The organism is Tatumella ptyseos ATCC 33301 (genome assembly GCF_000735525.1).
Taxonomy (GTDB): domain Bacteria; phylum Pseudomonadota; class Gammaproteobacteria; order Enterobacterales; family Enterobacteriaceae; genus Tatumella; species Tatumella ptyseos.
Window position 1 is genome coordinate 1 of record NZ_JMPR01000050.1, and the last position, 18,198, is coordinate 18,198.

Annotated in this window: 18 protein-coding genes and 1 other RNA gene; 6 read left to right on the forward strand and 13 right to left on the reverse strand. The window is 54.8% G+C overall.

Annotation, left to right across the window (positions count from 1 at the left end):
• Window positions 1-446: 446 nt before the first annotated feature.
• The gene (gene fldB, locus GTPT_RS15695) at window positions 447-965 is read left to right on the forward strand and encodes a flavodoxin FldB (protein ID WP_025902706.1); all 519 of its coding nucleotides are present in this window, start codon (window positions 447-449) and stop codon (window positions 963-965) included.
• A gap of 6 nt (window positions 966-971) precedes the next feature.
• On the opposite strand, the gene GTPT_RS15700 is transcribed toward fldB, so the two are convergent.
• Together GTPT_RS15700 and sdhE are read right to left on the reverse strand one after the other, a co-directional pair.
• Window positions 972-1,400 (reverse strand): protein YgfX, encoded by a 429-nt coding sequence (locus GTPT_RS15700; protein WP_025902707.1) that lies wholly within the window; start codon window positions 1,398-1,400, stop codon window positions 972-974.
• The gene (gene sdhE / locus GTPT_RS15705; RefSeq protein WP_029991328.1) at window positions 1,363-1,647 is read right to left on the reverse strand and encodes an FAD assembly factor SdhE; all 285 of its coding nucleotides are present in this window, start codon (window positions 1,645-1,647) and stop codon (window positions 1,363-1,365) included. The genes GTPT_RS15700 and sdhE overlap by 38 nt, the downstream gene beginning before the upstream one ends.
• Before the next feature lie 180 nt (window positions 1,648-1,827).
• Between sdhE and GTPT_RS15710 the strand changes: the two genes are divergently transcribed.
• Both GTPT_RS15710 and ygfZ read left to right on the forward strand, forming a co-directional pair.
• Window positions 1,828-2,451, forward strand: a complete 624-nt coding sequence (locus tag GTPT_RS15710) for a LysE family transporter (RefSeq protein ID WP_029991327.1) — start codon at window positions 1,828-1,830, stop codon at window positions 2,449-2,451.
• Window positions 2,452-2,600: 149 nt separating this feature from the next.
• On the forward strand, window positions 2,601-3,581 hold the full coding sequence (gene ygfZ, locus GTPT_RS15715) for a tRNA-modifying protein YgfZ (protein ID WP_029991325.1): 981 nt from the start codon (window positions 2,601-2,603) through the stop codon (window positions 3,579-3,581).
• A gap of 113 nt (window positions 3,582-3,694) precedes the next feature.
• Here the strand turns inward: ygfZ and trhA are convergent, their stop codons facing one another.
• From trhA to GTPT_RS15770, 11 genes are all read right to left on the reverse strand, one after another.
• Window positions 3,695-4,348: a PAQR family membrane homeostasis protein TrhA gene (gene trhA, locus GTPT_RS15720; protein ID WP_025902712.1), complete on the reverse strand. Its 654-nt coding sequence runs from the start codon at window positions 4,346-4,348 to the stop codon at window positions 3,695-3,697.
• Between the two features lie 160 nt (window positions 4,349-4,508).
• Window positions 4,509-5,036: a GNAT family N-acetyltransferase gene (locus GTPT_RS15725; RefSeq protein WP_029991323.1), complete on the reverse strand. Its 528-nt coding sequence runs from the start codon at window positions 5,034-5,036 to the stop codon at window positions 4,509-4,511.
• A gap of 77 nt (window positions 5,037-5,113) precedes the next feature.
• Window positions 5,114-7,987, reverse strand: coding sequence for an aminomethyl-transferring glycine dehydrogenase (gene gcvP, locus GTPT_RS15730; RefSeq protein ID WP_029991321.1), 2,874 nt, complete (start codon window positions 7,985-7,987; stop codon window positions 5,114-5,116).
• 102 nt (window positions 7,988-8,089) lie between these two features.
• Complete coding sequence (gene gcvH, locus GTPT_RS15735; RefSeq protein WP_029991320.1) at window positions 8,090-8,473, reverse strand: glycine cleavage system protein GcvH; 384 nt, start codon at window positions 8,471-8,473, stop codon at window positions 8,090-8,092.
• 24 nt (window positions 8,474-8,497) lie between these two features.
• Entirely contained in the window at window positions 8,498-9,592 is a 1,095-nt protein-coding gene (gcvT, locus tag GTPT_RS15740) for a glycine cleavage system aminomethyltransferase GcvT (RefSeq protein ID WP_029991319.1), read from the reverse strand.
• Between the two features lie 617 nt (window positions 9,593-10,209).
• Window positions 10,210-10,650, reverse strand: coding sequence for a GNAT family N-acetyltransferase (locus GTPT_RS15745; RefSeq protein ID WP_029991318.1), 441 nt, complete (start codon window positions 10,648-10,650; stop codon window positions 10,210-10,212).
• Between the two features lie 128 nt (window positions 10,651-10,778).
• Window positions 10,779-11,435, reverse strand: coding sequence for a bifunctional nicotinamidase/pyrazinamidase (gene pncA, locus GTPT_RS15750; RefSeq protein WP_029991316.1), 657 nt, complete (start codon window positions 11,433-11,435; stop codon window positions 10,779-10,781).
• Window positions 11,436-11,679: 244 nt separating this feature from the next.
• Window positions 11,680-12,888 carry an FAD-dependent 2-octaprenylphenol hydroxylase gene (gene ubiI, locus GTPT_RS15755; protein WP_029991314.1) on the reverse strand — a complete coding sequence of 403 codons (1,209 nt, stop codon included), beginning with the start codon at window positions 12,886-12,888 and terminating at the stop codon, window positions 11,680-11,682.
• A 13-nt stretch (window positions 12,889-12,901) separates the two neighbouring features.
• A complete protein-coding gene (ubiH, locus tag GTPT_RS15760) occupies window positions 12,902-14,080 on the reverse strand; it encodes a 2-octaprenyl-6-methoxyphenyl hydroxylase (RefSeq protein ID WP_029991312.1) in 1,179 nt (392 codons plus the stop codon).
• A gap of 18 nt (window positions 14,081-14,098) precedes the next feature.
• Window positions 14,099-15,427, reverse strand: coding sequence for a Xaa-Pro aminopeptidase (gene pepP / locus GTPT_RS15765; RefSeq protein ID WP_029991311.1), 1,329 nt, complete (start codon window positions 15,425-15,427; stop codon window positions 14,099-14,101).
• A 52-nt stretch (window positions 15,428-15,479) separates the two neighbouring features.
• Window positions 15,480-16,058, reverse strand: coding sequence for a YecA/YgfB family protein (locus GTPT_RS15770; RefSeq protein ID WP_025902722.1), 579 nt, complete (start codon window positions 16,056-16,058; stop codon window positions 15,480-15,482).
• Window positions 16,059-16,222: 164 nt separating this feature from the next.
• On the opposite strand from GTPT_RS15770, the gene zapA reads away from it, so the two are divergent.
• From zapA to GTPT_RS15785, 3 genes are all read left to right on the forward strand, one after another.
• Window positions 16,223-16,552, forward strand: coding sequence for a cell division protein ZapA (gene zapA / locus GTPT_RS15775; RefSeq protein ID WP_025902723.1), 330 nt, complete (start codon window positions 16,223-16,225; stop codon window positions 16,550-16,552).
• 39 nt (window positions 16,553-16,591) lie between these two features.
• Window positions 16,592-16,775: non-coding RNA, 6S RNA (gene ssrS, locus GTPT_RS17185), on the forward strand.
• A gap of 119 nt (window positions 16,776-16,894) precedes the next feature.
• The gene (locus GTPT_RS15785) at window positions 16,895-17,482 is read left to right on the forward strand and encodes a 5-formyltetrahydrofolate cyclo-ligase (RefSeq protein ID WP_029991310.1); all 588 of its coding nucleotides are present in this window, start codon (window positions 16,895-16,897) and stop codon (window positions 17,480-17,482) included.
• The last annotated feature ends 716 nt before the right edge of the window (window positions 17,483-18,198 follow it).

Sequence of the window (18,198 nt, forward strand, 5' to 3'; positions counted from 1 at the left end):
TCTTAACCCGGCCGCCGCCATGCGGCAACTGAAACTACTGCACGTATGACGGACGGAACCTGCTCAGAGCGGATACACGGGGAAACCGGATGCGTTTTTTATTATCAGCACGGTGAATATTCCGTTCGCTTTGTTGTCTGGCATGCTGCCTGCACCCCGCTGCGGGCGACCGGGGAAAACCCGAATTATGGTTTTGCTTTAAAAGACTGCCCCCGGTACAAGAGGTGCAGGGATCCAGACTCTCCCAAACGGACAGGAACGGTCGGAACCTGCTCTGAGTAAAAAAGAAAAACTATTCCGGCCAGTCAGCCGGGGATCGGAACGCTATTCGTAGCGCAAAAGCCATTAATTGACGGCAGAATGTATTTTTTCTTAGGGTTTATCAGGCATTATTAGATAATTAACTCACTGCACTAAAATTGACTGTCTGAATTAACAAGGTAATTATGAAAATCGGATTATTCTACGGTTCCAGCACCTGTTATACCGAAATCGTCGCGGAAAAAATCCGTGATTTTATCGGTGACGACCTGGTGACATTACACAATGTGAAAGAGGGACCGATAGAAGCGATGCAGCAGTACGACCTGCTGATTATGGGGATCCCGACCTGGGATTTCGGCGAATTGCAGGAAGACTGGGAAGCTATCTGGCCAATGCTGCCTGACCTGCAGCTGCGCGGTAAACCCGTCGCACTCTATGGTATGGGTGATCAGATTGGCTACAGTGAATGGTTTCTCGATGCCCTCGGCATGTTGCATGACCTGCTGAAACCGATGGGCGTAAAGTTTATCGGCCAATGGCCGACCGAAGGCTTTGAATTTATCAGCCTTAAAGCTGTGCTGCCCGAGGGTGATCAGTTTGTCGGGCTGGCTCTGGATGATGTTAACCAGTTCGAAATGACCGATGACAGGGTCGAACGCTGGTGTGAACAGATCCTGACCGAAGTGGAAGAACTGCTGTAAACCCGTCTAGCGTGAATAACTCCGGCAATAGAACCAGTGCATTCGTAATGCCCGCCAGTCCTGTGCGGGCATCGCATCCTGCATCAGCCAGAAGCGCAGGCGCTGCCCCGCAGCGTTTTCCAGAGAAAGTAACACAGCAAAAGGTAACCAGCCCGGATTACCCCGGGTCCGCCAGCTCTGTTGCTGCCAGCGCCATCTTCCCTGCGCATCCACTTCCAGCACACCGCAACGCTCGCGAAAACGTCTGCGGGCCAGCTGCCCCTCCCGCCATACCAGACAAAGAGCCATCAGTTTTAAGATACCTCCGCCCCAGGTCCAGGGGGTAAAAACGACAGCCAGCACGATCAGCGCCTGGACACTGCACTGAATACGGCAGGCCAGCCGGGAGGGGACTAATTCACTCTGCCACCGGGCCGCGTTGCTGGTTACGTTCACGGATCAATTGCACCATTTTTTGGAGATCCGCATCTGCCGGCTCTCCGTTGCCCATCATCCAGTTAAATAAATCCGGATCGTCTGCCCGTAATAAAGCGATAAACGTCTGCTTCTCAGGGTCGGTAAGCGTGTCATATTCATATCTGAAGAACGGCATAATAGCGATATCCAGCTCCAGCATGCCCCGACGGCAGGCCCACTGAATACGGGCTTTATCATTGATACCCGGGGAGGTTTGTTCCGGCATGATTTGTCCTGTGTACGGTTCCTGAGAAAACTCAGTTTACCCCGTAATGCACAGACAGGCGACACTCCCCCGTGACGGAAATTAAAAAACACGGGCGGGCACGCAATTATTCAGGAATACTGAAATTTCCTGCCCGGGCCTATCGCTGCGTACGGGCTAACACTGTCCCTGATTTAAGGAATGCCTGTGACGTCAGATTTTGCCACACTTACGCTTATCGGCTTCGCCATCCTGTCCGGTGCAATGAGCCCCGGGGCCAGTTTTTTACTGGCGGCGAGGACGGCAGTGTCTTCTTCTTTTTCTGCGGCCGCGGCGGTCGCGGTCGGGCTGGCCAACGGGGCGGCTATTTTCGCTGGCATTGCGCTGTCAGGCTTACATGCCGTGCTGCTCTATATCCCGGGCCTCTACCTGACGCTTAAAATCGCCGGCGGGCTGTATCTGTTATGGGTCGCGATAAAAATACTGCGCCGCTCTGCCGGGGCCACCGTCAGCGACGAGCAGAATATCCATCACAGTATCGGACGGGCTTTTCTCTCCGGATTACTGACACAGTTAAGTAACCCGGCGACCGCACTGGTGTTTGCCAGCCTGTTTTCTTCGGTATTAAGCTCAGCTTCCGCGCCCCGGATGTCAGTTACCCTCCCCGCGATGGCATTTATCATCGATGTCTTGTGGTATTTACTGGTGGCTGCTCTGCTCTCTGCCCGCCGGCCGCGTCATGCTTATCTGCGTTACCGTACCCTGATTGACCGATGCAGTGCCGGTCTGCTGGCCTTCACCGGCCTGAAATTGCTGTTCAGGTGATCATTTGCCGGCAGGCTCCCGCCGTATAACGCATTTACCGTGTGGTTTCGCCCTTTTCAGCGGTCGGCCTTTGGTGAATAATGCCCTGAATACGACTGCTAACCCGGCTCAGCCCCGTGCTGATGCCCACTTAAGCCACAGGATGCCCTATGCCAGAAAATACTCTCTCTCAACCGGCAGCCGCAGAGACACTGCCTCTGACTATCGTCGCCCTTGATGACTGGGCACTGGTCACTGCCCGCGGCCCGGACAGTACCAGCTATCTGCAGGGGCAACTGACGCTGGATGTTGCCGCCCTGCCGGAAAATGACCACCGGCTGGCCGCCCATTGTGATGCCAAAGGAAAAATGTGGAGCAGTCTGCGTCTGTTCCATGATACGGAAGATTACGGCTATATCCTGCGCCGTCAGGTCCGTGATGCCCAACTGGCCGCGCTGAAAAAATATGCGGTATTTGCCAAAGTGACGCTGAGTGACGACGACACCCGTCAGCTGACCGGCATTGCCGGACAAGGTGCCCGCGAAGCTCTCGCGGCTCATTTCAGTGAGTTACCGGATCACAACCAGCCCCGGGTTCTGGCAGAAGATCAACTGCTGCTATGGCAGGACTGTCCGGCGGAACGCTTTATTCTGATTGCCGGAAAGGAACAGACCGCCGCCCTTCGCTCAGCAATAAGCCATGCGCAGACCGGCGACAGTCAGCAGTGGCTGGCGCTGGACATTGCCGCCGGCCAGCCGGTGATCGATACGGCCACCAGCGGTGAGTTTATCCCGCAAGCCACTAACCTGCAGGCATTACAGGCGATCAGCTTTAAAAAGGGCTGTTATACCGGTCAGGAGATGGTTGCCCGGGCGAAGTACCGCGGAGCCAACAAACGTGCATTGTACTGGCTGCTGGGCACGGCAGAACAACTGCCGGCCACCGGCGGAGCGCTGGAATTACAGATGGGAGACCGGTGGCGTAAAACCGGCACTGTGCTGGCCGCCGTGAAGCTGAATGATGGCCGGGTGTCCGTACAGGCTGTGCTGAATAATGACCTGGAAGCAGAAAGTGTATTGCGTCCTGAAGGCGACGAAGGCGCAGTATTAACGGTACAACCCCTGCCTTATTCCCTCAGCGAAGAAGAGTAATCTGCCGGTGGCCCGTTAAACGTATTCACCGGGCCCGGCAGACAACCACGCTGGCCGGACGGGCCAGCGACTTTAACGCCGATAACGGAGCCTTCACGGCTCCGCACGGCAGCTTAACGAACATAGAAGTAGATAGCGCAGAAGTGACAGACAGAGCCCCCGAGCACAAAACCATGCCAGATCGCATGATTATAAGGGATGCGCCGCGATACGTAGAATATCACCCCCAGCGAATAGACAATGCCGCCGATCGCCAGCAGCCAGACACTGGCGGATGAAAGCCGGGTCGCCAGCTGATACACCACAATCAGTGACAGCCAGCCCATCAGCAGATACGTGACCAGCGACAGGATCTTAAAACGATGCGCTATCGTCAGTTTAAAAATAATTCCCGCCAGGGCTAAGGCCCAGATCACCACCATTAACGTATGCGCCAGCGGTGATTTCAGTCCGACCAGTAAGAAAGGGGTGTAAGTCCCGGCGATCAGCAGATAGATCGCACAATGGTCGAATTTTTTCAGCCACGGCTTGGCTTTCGGCGAAGGAATAGCGTGATACAGGGTTGAGGCCAGAAACAGCAGGATCATACTGCTGCCGTACAGGGTATAACTGATAAGGGTTATTGCCCCCGCATTGTGTTCAATGGCCCGGGTCAGTAACAGTACAAGTCCGACAACTCCGAACAGGCATCCCAGTCCGTGGCTGATGCTGTTAGCCACCTCTTCGGCCAGAGAATATCCCTTCGGAAATAAACGATGTTGTGTCATGCAGGCTTCCTGATTTCAGTACGTTGTTTCCGATAGTGCACAGGTAGCGTAGCGAAGAATATTTTCAGTGTACAGGTGTAAGCTGATTTTTTTTGTGAATGCCTATGTCCACCGGCAGCGAAAAACCCCGGGGCCGGTGTGGTCAGTGATTACCCGGCATTCACGGCACCACGTCGTTGCCGTACCGGACAAAATGCAGATCATCATGCCATTGTCCTGCCAGATAAAAACTCTGTGACTGCCGTTCTGTCAGGCGAAAACCACAGCGCTGCATCAGCCGTTGACAGGCCTCATTACCTTCGGTGACCTGACAGCACAAACGGAGTCCGTAGCCTTCGCTGAAAAAGCGCTCAGCCAAAATGTTCAGCGATTCGGCAGCATAGCCTTTGCCCTGTGCCTGCGGGGAAAAAATAAAACCTGCCTCACCGGTATCTTCTTTCAGGCAAAATCCGTTCAGGCCGACAGGAGTTCCGCTGTCGCGTTCACTCAGCAACAGACACAGCCAGTGATCGCTGCTGCGCTGCCACAGCGGCAGACGGCTGCTAAATTTCTCACGGATACTTTCTTCACTCAGCGGGTCGCTGATAAATCGCATGACCTGCCGGTCGCGGTACAGTTGCAGGAAAAACGGCCAGTCATCTGCCTTCAGCTGACGGCCGGATAAGCGGGGGGTAATAAACGGAGTCATTGCTATTCCCGGGTAACAAACAGATCAGATTCATCGTAAAACAACGGCTGTCCCGAAGGACAGCCGTGCTGAGCATATTACTGATAATCGCTGACAGGAACGCAGGAACAGAACAGATGACGATCCCCGTAAACATCATCCAGACGTTTCACTGTCGGCCAGTATTTATTGTCACTGCCCGCCGGGAACACCGCCAGTTCACGGGAATAACAATGCGACCATTCACCGGCCAGTTCCTGCTGGGTATGCGGCGCATTGACCAGTGGGTTATCCTCCGCAGGCCATTCGCCACAGATAACTTTCTCTATCTCTGCGCGGATAGCCAGCATCGCCTCAATAAAGCGGTCCAGCTCATGCAGACTTTCTGATTCGGTAGGCTCCACCATCAGCGTTCCTGCCACCGGGAAAGACATGGTAGGTGCATGGAACCCGTAATCAATCAGTCGCTTAGCAATATCCATTTCGCTGATACCACTCTTTTCTTTCAGCGGACGAATATCAAGAATACATTCGTGCGCCACATGCCCCTGTTCACCGGTATAGAGAATGTTATAAGCCTCTCCCAGACGGCGGGCAATATAGTTAGCATTCAGGATAGCCACAGAGCTGGCTTGCCGCAGGCCTTCGCTCCCCATCATACGGATATACATCCAGCTGATAGGCAGAATAGACGCACTGCCAAAAGGTGCTGCAGATACCGCCCCTTCACGGGTCAGTACGTCTGCCACCCGGACAATACTGTGCCCGGGCACGAACGGTGCCAGATGCGCTTTAACACCGATCGGCCCCATCCCCGGCCCGCCGCCGCCGTGCGGAATACAGAAGGTTTTGTGCAGATTGAGGTGCGAGACATCCGCACCGATAAAGCCGGGTGAGGTCAGCCCGACCTGGGCATTCATATTTGCGCCATCCAGATACACCTGTCCCCCGAACTGATGGACGATGTTGCACACTTCACGGATCGTCGATTCATACACCCCGTGGGTGGAAGGATAAGTCACCATAATGCAGGAAAGCTGCTCCCCTGCCTGCTCCGCTTTAACACGCAAATCATTCAGGTCAATATTGCCCTGTTTGTCACAGGCGACCACGACCACCGACATGCCTGCCATCTGTGCAGACGCCGGGTTAGTCCCGTGGGCCGAGGCCGGGATCAGGCAGATATTCCGTTCCGGCTGTTGGCGGCTTTCATGGTAACGGCGGATCGCCAGCAAACCGGCATATTCCCCCTGCGCGCCGGAATTCGGCTGCATACACAGGGCATCGTAGCCTGTCAGGCGGACCAGCCAGCGGGATAGCGTCGCTATCATTTCCAGGTATCCCTCTGCCTGTGAGGTCGGACAAAACGGGTGCAGCTCTGAAAATTCCGGCCAGGTAACCGGTAACATCTCGGCGACCGCGTTCAGCTTCATGGTACAGGAGCCCAGGGGGATCATCGCCTGATTCAGGGCCAGGTCCTTGCTCTCCAGCCGGTGCATATAACGCATCATTTCTGTTTCGCTATGATAACGGTTGAACACCGGGTGAGTCAGAATGGCTTCCGTACGATATAATGCCGCCGGTACAGAGGCACTTTCTGTCGCTGCCTGAGCATCCAGCGCGTCAAAATCGATCGGTGCATCATTGCCGGTCAGGATCGTCAGTAATACCTGCAGATCCTCCCGACCGGTCGTTTCATCCAGGGTAATACCGACGGCTTGCGGTAAATCGGTCCGCAGATTCACCTGATGATCGGCTGCCCGCTTCAGGACTGCGGCTTTATCTTTGACCTCCACCATCAGCGTATCGAACCAGTGACGGTTACGTACGCTGAGCCCCTGCTGCTGCAGGGCTGCAGCCAGAATATCGGTCAGGCGATGGATACGTTCGGCAATTTTTTTAAGCCCCTGCGGACCATGATAGACCGCATACATACCGGCAATATTGGCCAGTAATACCTGCGAGGTACAGATATTGGAGTTGGCCTTTTCGCGGCGGATATGCTGTTCGCGTGTCTGCATTGCCATACGCAGTGCCTGGTTGCCGCTGACATCCCGGGATACCCCGATAATACGGCCAGGCATGGCGCGTTTATGTTCATCACGGCTGGCAAAGAAAGCTGCGTGCGGCCCGCCGTAGCCCATCGGCACGCCGAAGCGCTGGGAAGAACCAAACACGATGTCGGCCCCCTGCTCACCCGGTGAGGCTAGCAGCACCAGCGCCATAAAATCGGCGGCCATGCTGACAATGACTTTACGCTCCCTGAGCGTAGCAATAAGATCCCGGTAGTCATGCAGATGTCCGCGGGTGCCGCAATATTGCAGCAGCACACCAAACAGGTCCTGATGATCCACCGCCTTCTCTGCCGCATCGATAATCAGTTCAAACCCGAAGGTTTCGGCGCGTGTGCGCACTACGTCAAGGGTCTGCGGATGCACATCATCAGCCACAAAAAACTTATTGGCATTTTTAAGCTTACTGACCCGTTTCGCCATCGCCATCGCTTCAGCAGCTGCCGTGGCTTCGTCCAGTAAGGATGCCGAGGCGATATCCATCCCGGTCAGATCGAGGGTGACCTGCTGAAAATTAAGTAACGCTTCCAGACGCCCCTGTGAAACTTCCGGCTGATAAGGGGTGTAAGCGGTATACCAGCCCGGATTTTCCAGCAGATTACGCAGAATAACCGGCGGGGTGATCACCGCGCTGTAGCCCATGCCAATCCAGGATTTAAAGCGTTTATTACGCCCGGCTATCGCCTTCAGCTCTGCCAGCGCCTGCTGTTCCGTAATGGCCTCACCGACAGCCGGCAGTTCAGGCAGACGGATATCCTGTGGCACTATCGCGTCGATCAGCGCCGGCAGAGAACCGGCGCCGATAGTTTGCAGCATTTTTTCCTGCTGCTGTGGTGAAGGCCCGATATGGCGGGCAATAAATTCATTCTGATTTTCGAGCTGGCTGAGAGTCCGGGTCATTCGCTTTGCATCCTGAATCAGGCTTGAAGATAAACAGCAGGACACAGAGTTCCTGCTCTGGCAGAGGATACCGGCAGCCTTCTGCCGGTAACGGGAGGGCGTTTATTCGCCGATAGATGCGAGATAGGCATCCGCATCCAGCAGTCCCTGCTGGCTGTCGCCGGCAGGTTTCAGTTTAAACAGCCAGCCACCCGCATACGGCGCGCTGTTCACCAGCTCCGGGTGCTCACCCAGCGCATCATTGACCGCAATCACTTCACCGCTGAGCGGTGCATAAATATCAGAAGCGGCCTTCACGGACTCCGCTACCGCACAATCTTCTCCCCGGGTGACCTGAGCGCCGACATCCGGCAGGTCAATAAACACCATATCGCCCAGCAATTCCTGCGCATGTTCGGTGATCCCGACAGTAACGCTGCCGTCAGCTTCCTGACGCACCCATTCATGACTCTCACGGTATTTTAATTCAGCCGGAACATTGCTCATTCGGGTTATCTCCTGAAATTATTGTTATACCAAAGGTTTACCAGCACGAACGAACACCGGTTTGCAGACGGTGACCGGCATTTCGCGCTGTCTTATCTGTACCACGGCACTGTCGCCGATGGAAGCCGGCACCCGGGCAAGGGCAATGCTGACGCCCAGGGTCGGTGAAAACGAACCGCTGGTAATAATGCCCTGCTGCCGGACCCCTTCGGTATCCGTAAACAGCACCGGTTGTGCGTTACGCAGAACGCCTTTTTCTTTCAGCACCAGACCCACCAGTTTTTCGGTGCCCTGCTGACGCTGAACTTCCAGGGCTTCACGGCCGATAAACTGTCGTTCTTCCGGCTGCCAGACAATGGTCCAGCCCATATTGGCAGCCAGCGGCGACACGCCCTCATCCATTTCCTGTCCGTAGAGATTCATCCCGGCTTCCAGCCTCAGCGTGTCACGGGCGCCCAGCCCGGCAGGGCTGACACCGGCTTCCCGTAAACGCTGCCACAGGGCAGGTGCCTGCTCCGCCGGCAGCGCTATCTCGTAACCTGACTCACCGGTATAACCGGTGGTGGCAATAAATAACTCTCCGCTCTGCACACCGAAGAACGGTGCCAGCCCTCTCGCGTCCTGCCGCTGGCGTTCTGTCAGCAGGCTTTGTACTTTCTGCTGAGCATGGGGGCCCTGAATGGCAAGTAATGCCAGTTCACTGCGTTCCTGCAAGGTGACACCAAAAGGCGTGGCATGGGAGCTTATCCAGGCAAGATCTTTTTCGCGGGTCGCGGAATTGACCACCAGCCGGAAGTGATCCTCTGTCATAAAGTAAACGATCAAATCATCAATCACGCCGCCGGAGGCATTCAGCATGGCGGTATAGAGTGCTTTTCCGGGCTGTGTCAGTCGTGCGACATCATTGGCCAGCAGATAGCGAAGAAACTCGCGGGTACGTGCACCGTGCAGGTCCACAATGGTCATATGAGAGACATCAAACATTCCGGCATCATTCCGCACCGCCAGATGTTCATCAATCTGCGAGCCATAATGCAGGGGCATCATCCAGCCATGGAAATCAACCATCCTGGCACCACAAGCCTGATGCTGTTCATATAAGGGGGTGTGCTGAGTCATAACCGTCGTCCTGTCGAAAAGTGAGAGGTTTACCGGTGGTGGTTTACGCCTTTAAGGCTTAAAAACCCGGGCGCAAACGTTACCCTGCCAAAAACTTACCATTGAATGCGGCACTTCACCATAAGCAAAATAATGGCAAAAAACCGCCACGCACCCTGATGGTGCATAGCGGACTGCAGTAAAAAACACCAGTTAACAGGCGGAAATATGAACATTTCACCGGTAACTGCTCCTTCGGGCAGAATTTAAAGGTAACTTACCGGCGAATACGGGTGACAAATTAATGACTGCATTTCTCTTACGGATTAGAAAAAGTATGGCAAAGAGAGTCGTCAAATTAGAATAAATCAAATGACGTTCTAAAGTGGTGCAGCGCGACCTATAGCCTGGCACCTGACCGGCAGGGCGCTTAATCGCAGGGAATAAGTTGCGGTGAAGCGCAGAAAATATTTTAAAACGGTACTTCGGCTATCATTGAGCCCTCACTTTCCCTTTATTCGGGCTTAGCCTGACCAGAGGAGCAGGAAGAGAGGGCATCACAGGCCGGACAGTTAACTGTCCGGAGTGCTTCTGTCAGAAAGCGGCCCTGGTCAGCACGCCGCTTTGCAATGTGCAGTTCACGGCCTGATACTGTAACGAACAAAATCTTCCAGATTAGCCAGCCTGTCGTAGAGCTTTCTCGCCGGATTCGACCCACGGGTTATCCAGTAAACTTTCGCCCAGGATTTCTCTTTCGCTTCGTCACGGATAGCTTCGATCAGTGCTTTACCCGCACCCAGCCCCCGCATGGTCTCGTCCACAAAGAGATCTTCCAGATAACACAAAGGCTGCGTATACCAGGCCCCTTCATGTAAAACAAAGATAGCGAACCCGATAATCTTTTTATCTGTCTCCGCCACCCTGCACATCAGGGGCGAGTCTGACGACAGCGCTCTTTCCCAGGTCGATAACGTTACCGACATATCAAGGTCACTTCCGGCGAATGCCAGATATTGCTTCCACAGTGTCATCCAGGCTTCGTGATCCTCAGCCTGAACCTCGCGTACACGAACCGTCATTCTGCTCCCTCTTTCTTGCTGTAATGAGTCAGGATAATCACCGGACTGCCACTTTTATATCGGCTCCCGGGCGATAAACATACTTCCGCTTTATGCAGATCATTGCACAAGTAAATAAAGACTGCCGTTTATAAGGCTGCGGCCAGTAGTTCAGACGAATCCGTCAGTATGACGCCATGGTCCAGCATATCGGCCTTTGCGGCAGCCAGGGAGCCCTGAAAATCAATCCCCTTGCAGGCATCTTCGATAACCGTGGTAGTGAACCCTGCCAGCCGTGCATCAATGGCAGTCATTGCCACACAGAAGTCGGTCGCCAGACCAACAATATAAACGTGACTGATCTCACGGGCCTGCAGCCACGCGGCCAGCCCGGTTGTTGTCTGCCGGTCAGCTTCCGTAAAGGCCGAATAACTGTCGATATCCTGATGGCAACCTTTGCGGATAATCAGTTGTGCGTGCGGAATGTCCAGCTGGCGGTGAAGCATGGCCCCTTCACTTTCCCATACCGCATGCACCGGCCACAGATGCTGAGGACCGTAACGGGTTTCGATGATATCGCCGGGCTGTTTACCGGGATGATTTTCGGCAAACGACAGATGGTTATGAGGATGCCAGTCCTGGGTCAGCACAACGTTACTGAAACACCGGGCCAGCTGGTTGACCCGCGGAATGATCGTTTCGCCGCCGGGAACCGCCAGACTCCCGCCGGTCACAAAACAATTCTGCACATCTACGACAATTAACGCCCTGTGCCGGTCAGGCACTGAGGGTTCTGATAAAGGCATAACGTTATCTCCGTCAATTCACTGCAAGGCTGCTGGCCACGTCAGGACCAGTGTCAGAAAGCCAGTATAAACAGAGTCCTTGCCCGAACGCGACAGCCATAACCGGCGTAATACGCGTCCATCCGATCACTGTGGCAGAAAGCCCGCTGTTTAGCTGATTTTCGCGCAGGACAGACATTTAAAGAGGGGGCCGGAAGGAAGGGTTGCGCTCAGGCCCGCCTGGCGGCGGGCCATGACAGCCTGTTTAGCTGTTTTTTAACCACTCCGGTAAGTCATGCAGGCCCATTGCCTGCTGCAGCAATTTTGGCTTAACCCCCGGTAAGGTATCGGCCATTTTCAGCCCGATATCGCGCATTAATTTGAGCGCGGGGTTGCTGCCGGCAAACAGTTCACGAAAGCCCTGCATCGAAGCCAGCATCATCGCCGCACTGTGCTTGCGACTGCGCTCATAACGACGAAGGTAGAGATACTGACCAATATCTTTCCCCTGCTGCTGCAGGCGACGGATTTCACCGATAAGCTCTGCAGCATCCATAAAGCCGAGGTTCACCCCCTGCCCTGCCAGCGGATGGATAGTATGGGCAGCATCGCCGACCAGCGCCAGCCGGTGTGCAGCAAACTGCCGGGCATAACGGGCCATCAGCGGGAAGGTTTTACGTTCACTTTCAGCACGGCATAACCCGAGTTTCATATCAAAAGCGACAGACAGTTGCTGATTAAACTGGTCTTCAGACATCCCGCTCAGTCGCTCAGCCTGTTGTGGTTCGCAGGACCAGACAATGGAACTCAGATGCGGGTCAGAAAGCGGCAGAAAAGCCAGAATGCCTTCACCATAAAAAATCTGTCGTGCGACAGCATCATGAGGCTGCTCCGTACGGATATTGGCCACCAGAGCGTGGTGCTGGTAATCCCTGAACATCAGCGGAATATCCGCTTTTTTTCGCAGCCAGGAATCCGCCCCGTCCGCCGCGACCAGCAACCGTGCCGTCAGCATAGAGCCGTCTTCCAGGGTGACGAAAGCTTCGTTATCACCAAAAGCAACCTGTTGAAGCTGTGCCGGAGCAATCAGTGTCACATCACTGCAGCGGCTGGCCCGCTGCCATAAGGCTTCGCGCAGTACCTGATTTTCAACAATATAGCCCAGACTGGTCATCCCCTGATGCTGATCGTCAAAGCGGATATGACCAAAACTGTCTTTTTCCCAGACTTCCATACCGTGATAAGCACTGGCGCGCATCGCCAGAATATCCTGCCAGACACCGAGGTGGCTGAGCAGACGTTCGCTGGCACGATTAATCGCCGATACACGAACCGACGGGGCTGCCTGCAGATCCGGCGGGGTATGCGGGGACTTTTCCAGTACCGCAACTTTCAGGCCACTGCCTTCCAAACCGCAGGCAACCGCCAGACCAACCATTCCGCCACCGGCGATGACAACATCAAAGCTCTGCATCAATACTCTCTCATTAACGTTTCACCCAGCCCAGGGTACGCCCGGCCAGCTGATGTTTAAGCCACGGCATTTTATCCATGACAGTTAAGCCAATATTACGACCCGCAACTAATGGCAGATTCCGGTTAGAAAAAAGCCGTACCAGACCATCGGTGATAGCGATGGTTTTCTGCCGGTCGGGTTCACGCCGCTCCCGATAGCGCTGCAGCGTCGCATAATCACCGATATCCTCCCCGGCGGCACTGGCCCGGGCGACCGTTTCGGCCAGTGTCATCACGTCCCGCAAGCCGAGATTAAATCCCTGCCCCGCAATAGGATGCAGGGTCTGGGCCGCATTTCCGGCAACGACCAGACGATGGCGGGTGACCTCCTGCGCCTGCTGCAATACCAGCGGATAATAGTCACGTTTACCGCAGCGTATAAAACGCCCCTGCCGCCAGCCAAATGCCTTTTGCAGTTCATCCAGGAATTGCTGTTCACTCCAGGCCTCCACCTGTGCGCGCATCTCTGCCGGATGACACCAGACCAGAGAGTAGCGATCACCGGACATCGGTAACAGTGCCAGCGGACCATGAGGCGTAAACCGCTCATAGGCTCTGCCGGCGGGCAATTCGCTGGTTCTGACATTGGCGATCACTGCAATCTGCTGATAATCCTCCTGCTGCCAGCGCACTCCACATCCCGCCGCCAGTGAAGACCCGGAGCCATTGGCCACCACCAGCAACTTCGCCTGGTGTTGTTCGCCATTATCCAGCGTAACCGTAACCTGCTCCGCAGTCCGTGAGACACTCACTGCCCGTGCAGGACAAATTACGGTCACACCGGGTGCATGCTTAAGCCGTGAAAACAGCTGCTGCCCGGCATCATGCAGTTCGACCACATTGCCCAGCGCCGGCAGCCCGTATTCATCATGACGGATGCCGACATGGCCCGGAAAACCACGATCACTGACATGGATGTCGGTGATCGGCGTTGCACAACCGGCAAGATGTGACCAGACCCCAATCTGTTCAAGTTGCTGGCAGGTTCCCGCTGCCAGAGCAATCGCCCTGCCATCAAAACCGGGATGCCCGCGTTCGCCGGGCGTGGTTGCTTCAATCAGAGTCACAGGGAGTTTTCCCTGCGTGAGGTGCGAGACCGCCAGCGCAAGCGTTGCGCCAGCCATCCCTCCCCCTGCGATAATCATGCTCATGCTGCGCTGTTTCACCTGTTAGCGGCGTGACTGTCTGGCTTCTGCCATCAGTGCTTCAATATCATCTGCCTTTTTTACTACAGTATCGGTCAGATTTTCATGACCTTGCTCAGTGATCAGGATATCGTCTTCAATACGGATACCGATCCCGCGGTATTGTGGCGGGACATCCGCATCAGGCGCAATATACAGCCCCGGCTCGACGGTTAATACCATCCCTGGCTCCAGCAGACGTTCCCGTGCCGGAGACCCGTAATCGCCCACATCATGCACATCCAGCCCCATCCAGTGACCCAGACCATGCATATAGAACTGACGGTGAGCATTTTCAGCGATAAGGGTCTCGATGTCTCCCTTCATTACCCCAACCCGTACCAGCCCGGTCACCATAATACGGACCACTGCGTCATTCACCTCACGGATACTGACACCGGGACGGTAGAGGGATAATGCTTTTTCCAGTGACTCCAGCACGATGTCATAGATTTCACGCTGTGCCGGAGTAAAGCGCCCGTTCACAGGAAAAGTGCGCGTAATGTCGCCGGCATAGCCGTAAAGCTCACAACCGGCATCAATCAGAACCAGATCACCGTCGCGTAATTCACATTCATTTTCGGTGTAATGCAGAATGCAGCCGTTTTCCCCGCCACCTACGATGGTGCCATAAGAAGGAAACCGCGAACCATGACGGCTGAATTCATGATGGATCTCACCTTCCAGCTGATATTCGTACATTCCGGGGCGGCAGACTTCCATCGCACGCTGATGGGCCAGCGCACTGATTTTCCCGGTCTGGCGCAGGATCGCTATCTCTTCGTCATCTTTGAACAGACGCATTTCATGCACCAGAGGACGCCAGTCGGTCAGTGTAGCTGGCGCACGAAGATTCTGGCGACTCCCCTGACGCAGTTTATTGAGAGCAGCAAACACTTTGCTGTCGGCAACGTCATCATCGCCCTGCGCAAAGTAAACCACATCCAGCCCATTGAGCAGCTGATAGAGCTGATCGTCCAGGTCCTCCCAGGGCAGCGCTTTGTCCACACCGAGTTTTTGCGGAGCCGCGTCCTGGCCCAGACGGCGGCCCGACCAGATCTCTGCGGTAACATCCCGCACCCGGTTAAACAAAACGCTGTGATTATGTTTTTCATCACTTTTTATCAGTAACAGGAGCGCCTGAGGCTCATTAAAACCGGTGAAATACCAGAAATCGCTGTTCTGGCGAAAAGGATATTCGGTGTCACGGCTGCGGGTGACTTCCGGGGCGGCAAAGAATAATGCAGCACTGCCCGGGACCATTTTAGCCAGGAGTGCCTGGCGGCGCCGTTGGTAATTTTCCAGAGTGATCATCATCAGTGCTCCCTGTTAGCCCGGCCCGTTACGGCCGGGAGATAAAGATAAATTAATGCAATGTTGGTTTCTTAACTTCTACCGCCGTCGGCTGCGGGCGATTAAACGTTTCATAGCACAGTACCGCCGCGACACGGACATATTCGAGCACTTCTTCCAGGGACTGTTCCAGTTCTTCCTGGTCTTCGTCTTCATCGTAGCCTAACTGAGCGATAGTTCGCAGGTCGTCGATAGCTTCGCCGGCTTCACCGGTCACTTTATCCAGTTTCGGCTGGGTAACTCCCAGGCCGAGCAGGAAGTGGTTTACCCAGCCTGCCAGCGCGTCTGCACGCTCAAAAACAGTACTCTGGCTGTCTTCCGGCATCAGTAAGCGGAACATAAAGCCATCGTCTTCCAGTGTCTGCAACACCGCATCGCGCACTTCCTGCAGCGGCTGAGAGAGCGTCTGTGAGAAGGCCAGGCCATCATTGGCCAGGTCATGGACTAAGGTTTTCCAGCTGTGATCCTGATTGCCACCACAGATGATACCACTGATCAAACCGTGCATTTCTGCCGCTGTCATTCCTACCCCCTGCGAAGAGAGTGTGGCAGACAATGCATCATAGGAAGGTAGTGCGTTCTGTAAGGACATAGTTATTCATCAATGTTGGAAAGTTAAGTTCATGGTATGCTACCACTAGCAGCCTGAAGGATTCCAGAAAAGGGGTTGTAAGTTATTATTCAGGTCTATATAGTGGCCCCCGTTCCCCGATAAGCGTCTCGGATGCGGGCAATGTAATCAGTCAGGAAGGTGGCATGTCTGCGCAACCAGTAGATATACAAATTTTTGGTCGTTCATTAAGAGTTAACTGTCCGCCGGAACAGCAGGAAGCGCTGAATGCGGCCGCAGCTGACCTGGACCAACGGTTGCAGGACTTAAAAGTCCGCACCCGGGTGAACAATACCGAGCAGCTTGTGTTCATAGCAGCATTAAACATCTGTCATGAACTGGCGCAGGAAAAAAGCAAAACCCGTGATTATGCATCGAATATGGAACAACGTATTCGCATGCTGCAACAGACTATTGAACAGGCATTAGTTGAGCAGGGTCGGATCACCGACCATCAGGGACCGAAATTCGAATAACACTTTATGGATCCTGTGCTACAATTTCCATGAAGTAAATTTTCTCTGGGATGTTTGCGAGCGGGCCAGTCCCCTGAGCCGATATTTCATACCAACAGAATGTGGTGTTTCATTTTTTGTGTGCATGCCCGGTCCGTCCGGGAAGCCTGATAATAATGACGGCATGTTCACCTTGAACCAAGGGTTCAAGGGTTACAGCCTGCAGCGGCATCCCGGAGATCTCCCTTTAGTACGTTTCTGTCCTTCCGGACATTTCTTCCCTGAGTCATCCCGTTTCTGCCTTCCGGTATTATCCTCTTCTGTGTCAGAATATCCGTTATCCTTACTTTTTACGGAAATGCCGTGACTTATTCTCAGTCTGAACGACAACAGATCCGTGCACAGATACGCCGCCAGCGACAGGCTCTCAGCCCGCAGCAACAGCAACAGGCTGCACAGCAGGTGGCGGAACGCGCCCTTTCCTTGCCTTTATTAGCACAGGCGAGGAATGTTGCTCTGTTTCTTTCTTTCGACGGTGAGCTGGACACTCGCCCCCTGATCTCCCGGTTATGGCAACGCGGACAGCAGGTTTATCTGCCGGTGTTGCATCCTTTTTCGACAGGGCAGCTGCTGTTTATCCGTTATCTTCCGGATACGCCACTGACCCCTAATCGCTACGGTATCCCTGAACCGTCACTGAATCTGACGGAACTGGCCCCGCTGGATACACTGGACATTATTCTGGTGCCACTGGTGGCCTTTGATGCCCGGGGACAACGGCTGGGGATGGGCGGCGGGTTCTATGACCGGACGTTACAGCACTGGCAACAACATGGTGTGCTACCGGCTGGCCTGGCGCATTGCTGCCAGCAGGTCCCTGCCCTGCCCACGGAACAGTGGGATATTCCGTTGCCGGTGATCATTACTCCGGAAAAGGTCTGGCAGTGGTAAGTCACGAACGGAATATTCACCGTGCTGACATAAAGAATGCATCCGTTTCCCGTGTATCCGCTCTGCGCTCTGCGCCGGTTCCGCCCGTCATATGCACAGTAGTTTCAGTTGCCGCATAGCGGGCGGCCGGGTTAAGACCCGAAGGCGCGGACCTTAACAATCCCAGCCTGGCACAGGTCCTCGCTGCACCCTCACTTATCACTCCGGCCTGACGGCCCGCCCGGATCCGCCGTCCTGGCTCAGCCGTGCTTTCGCCGGCGTCCCTGCCGGCTCAGCCTGGCCGTCACTCTGCGTTCGGCGCTGCGGATAGCGCCCCAAAACCTGCTCTCCGGGCATCGCCATTGTTTTTCGGTTTTAAAACAAAACCACAACCCGCTTAATGACAGATTTAGCACCGTTGGTCGGGCGACATCGCACCGCTGAGCGAATGAATGTGGCCAGGACGAGCCGCATGGACGCGGCGAGAGGTCATGCTGAGCAGGAGCGAATCATGACCGGTCCGTAAAGGACACATGAATGAGTGAAGGCACCGCGAAGCGGCGGGCAGGCCTGTCGCAGGGCCGGGAGTGCAGAGGGCGCGGCCATGCGCCCTTTGCCCGGTCGCTCGTGGCGGGATGCAGGCAGCAAGCCTTATTACAAAGCGAACGGAATATTCACGGTCTGAGATAAAAATAACAGATGAGTTTAAAACCCGCAGACCGGCTAACGAAAAGTCT

Coding starts and splice junctions, on each gene's coding strand:
- fldB (WP_025902706.1), top strand. CDS start 447: ATGAAAATCGGATTATTCTACGGTTCCAGCACCTGTTATACCGAAATC.
- sdhE (WP_029991328.1), bottom strand. CDS start 1,647: ATGCCGGAACAAACCTCCCCGGGTATCAATGATAAAGCCCGTATTCAG.
- GTPT_RS15710 (WP_029991327.1), top strand. CDS start 1,828: ATGCCTGTGACGTCAGATTTTGCCACACTTACGCTTATCGGCTTCGCC.
- ygfZ (WP_029991325.1), top strand. CDS start 2,601: ATGCCAGAAAATACTCTCTCTCAACCGGCAGCCGCAGAGACACTGCCT.
- trhA (WP_025902712.1), bottom strand. CDS start 4,348: ATGACACAACATCGTTTATTTCCGAAGGGATATTCTCTGGCCGAAGAG.
- GTPT_RS15725 (WP_029991323.1), bottom strand. CDS start 5,036: ATGACTCCGTTTATTACCCCCCGCTTATCCGGCCGTCAGCTGAAGGCA.
- gcvP (WP_029991321.1), bottom strand. CDS start 7,987: ATGACCCGGACTCTCAGCCAGCTCGAAAATCAGAATGAATTTATTGCC.
- gcvH (WP_029991320.1), bottom strand. CDS start 8,473: ATGAGCAATGTTCCGGCTGAATTAAAATACCGTGAGAGTCATGAATGG.
- gcvT (WP_029991319.1), bottom strand. CDS start 9,592: ATGACTCAGCACACCCCCTTATATGAACAGCATCAGGCTTGTGGTGCC.
- GTPT_RS15745 (WP_029991318.1), bottom strand. CDS start 10,650: ATGACGGTTCGTGTACGCGAGGTTCAGGCTGAGGATCACGAAGCCTGG.
- pncA (WP_029991316.1), bottom strand. CDS start 11,435: ATGCCTTTATCAGAACCCTCAGTGCCTGACCGGCACAGGGCGTTAATT.
- ubiI (WP_029991314.1), bottom strand. CDS start 12,888: ATGCAGAGCTTTGATGTTGTCATCGCCGGTGGCGGAATGGTTGGTCTG.
- ubiH (WP_029991312.1), bottom strand. CDS start 14,080: ATGAGCATGATTATCGCAGGGGGAGGGATGGCTGGCGCAACGCTTGCG.
- pepP (WP_029991311.1), bottom strand. CDS start 15,427: ATGATCACTCTGGAAAATTACCAACGGCGCCGCCAGGCACTCCTGGCT.
- GTPT_RS15770 (WP_025902722.1), bottom strand. CDS start 16,058: ATGTCCTTACAGAACGCACTACCTTCCTATGATGCATTGTCTGCCACA.
- zapA (WP_025902723.1), top strand. CDS start 16,223: ATGTCTGCGCAACCAGTAGATATACAAATTTTTGGTCGTTCATTAAGA.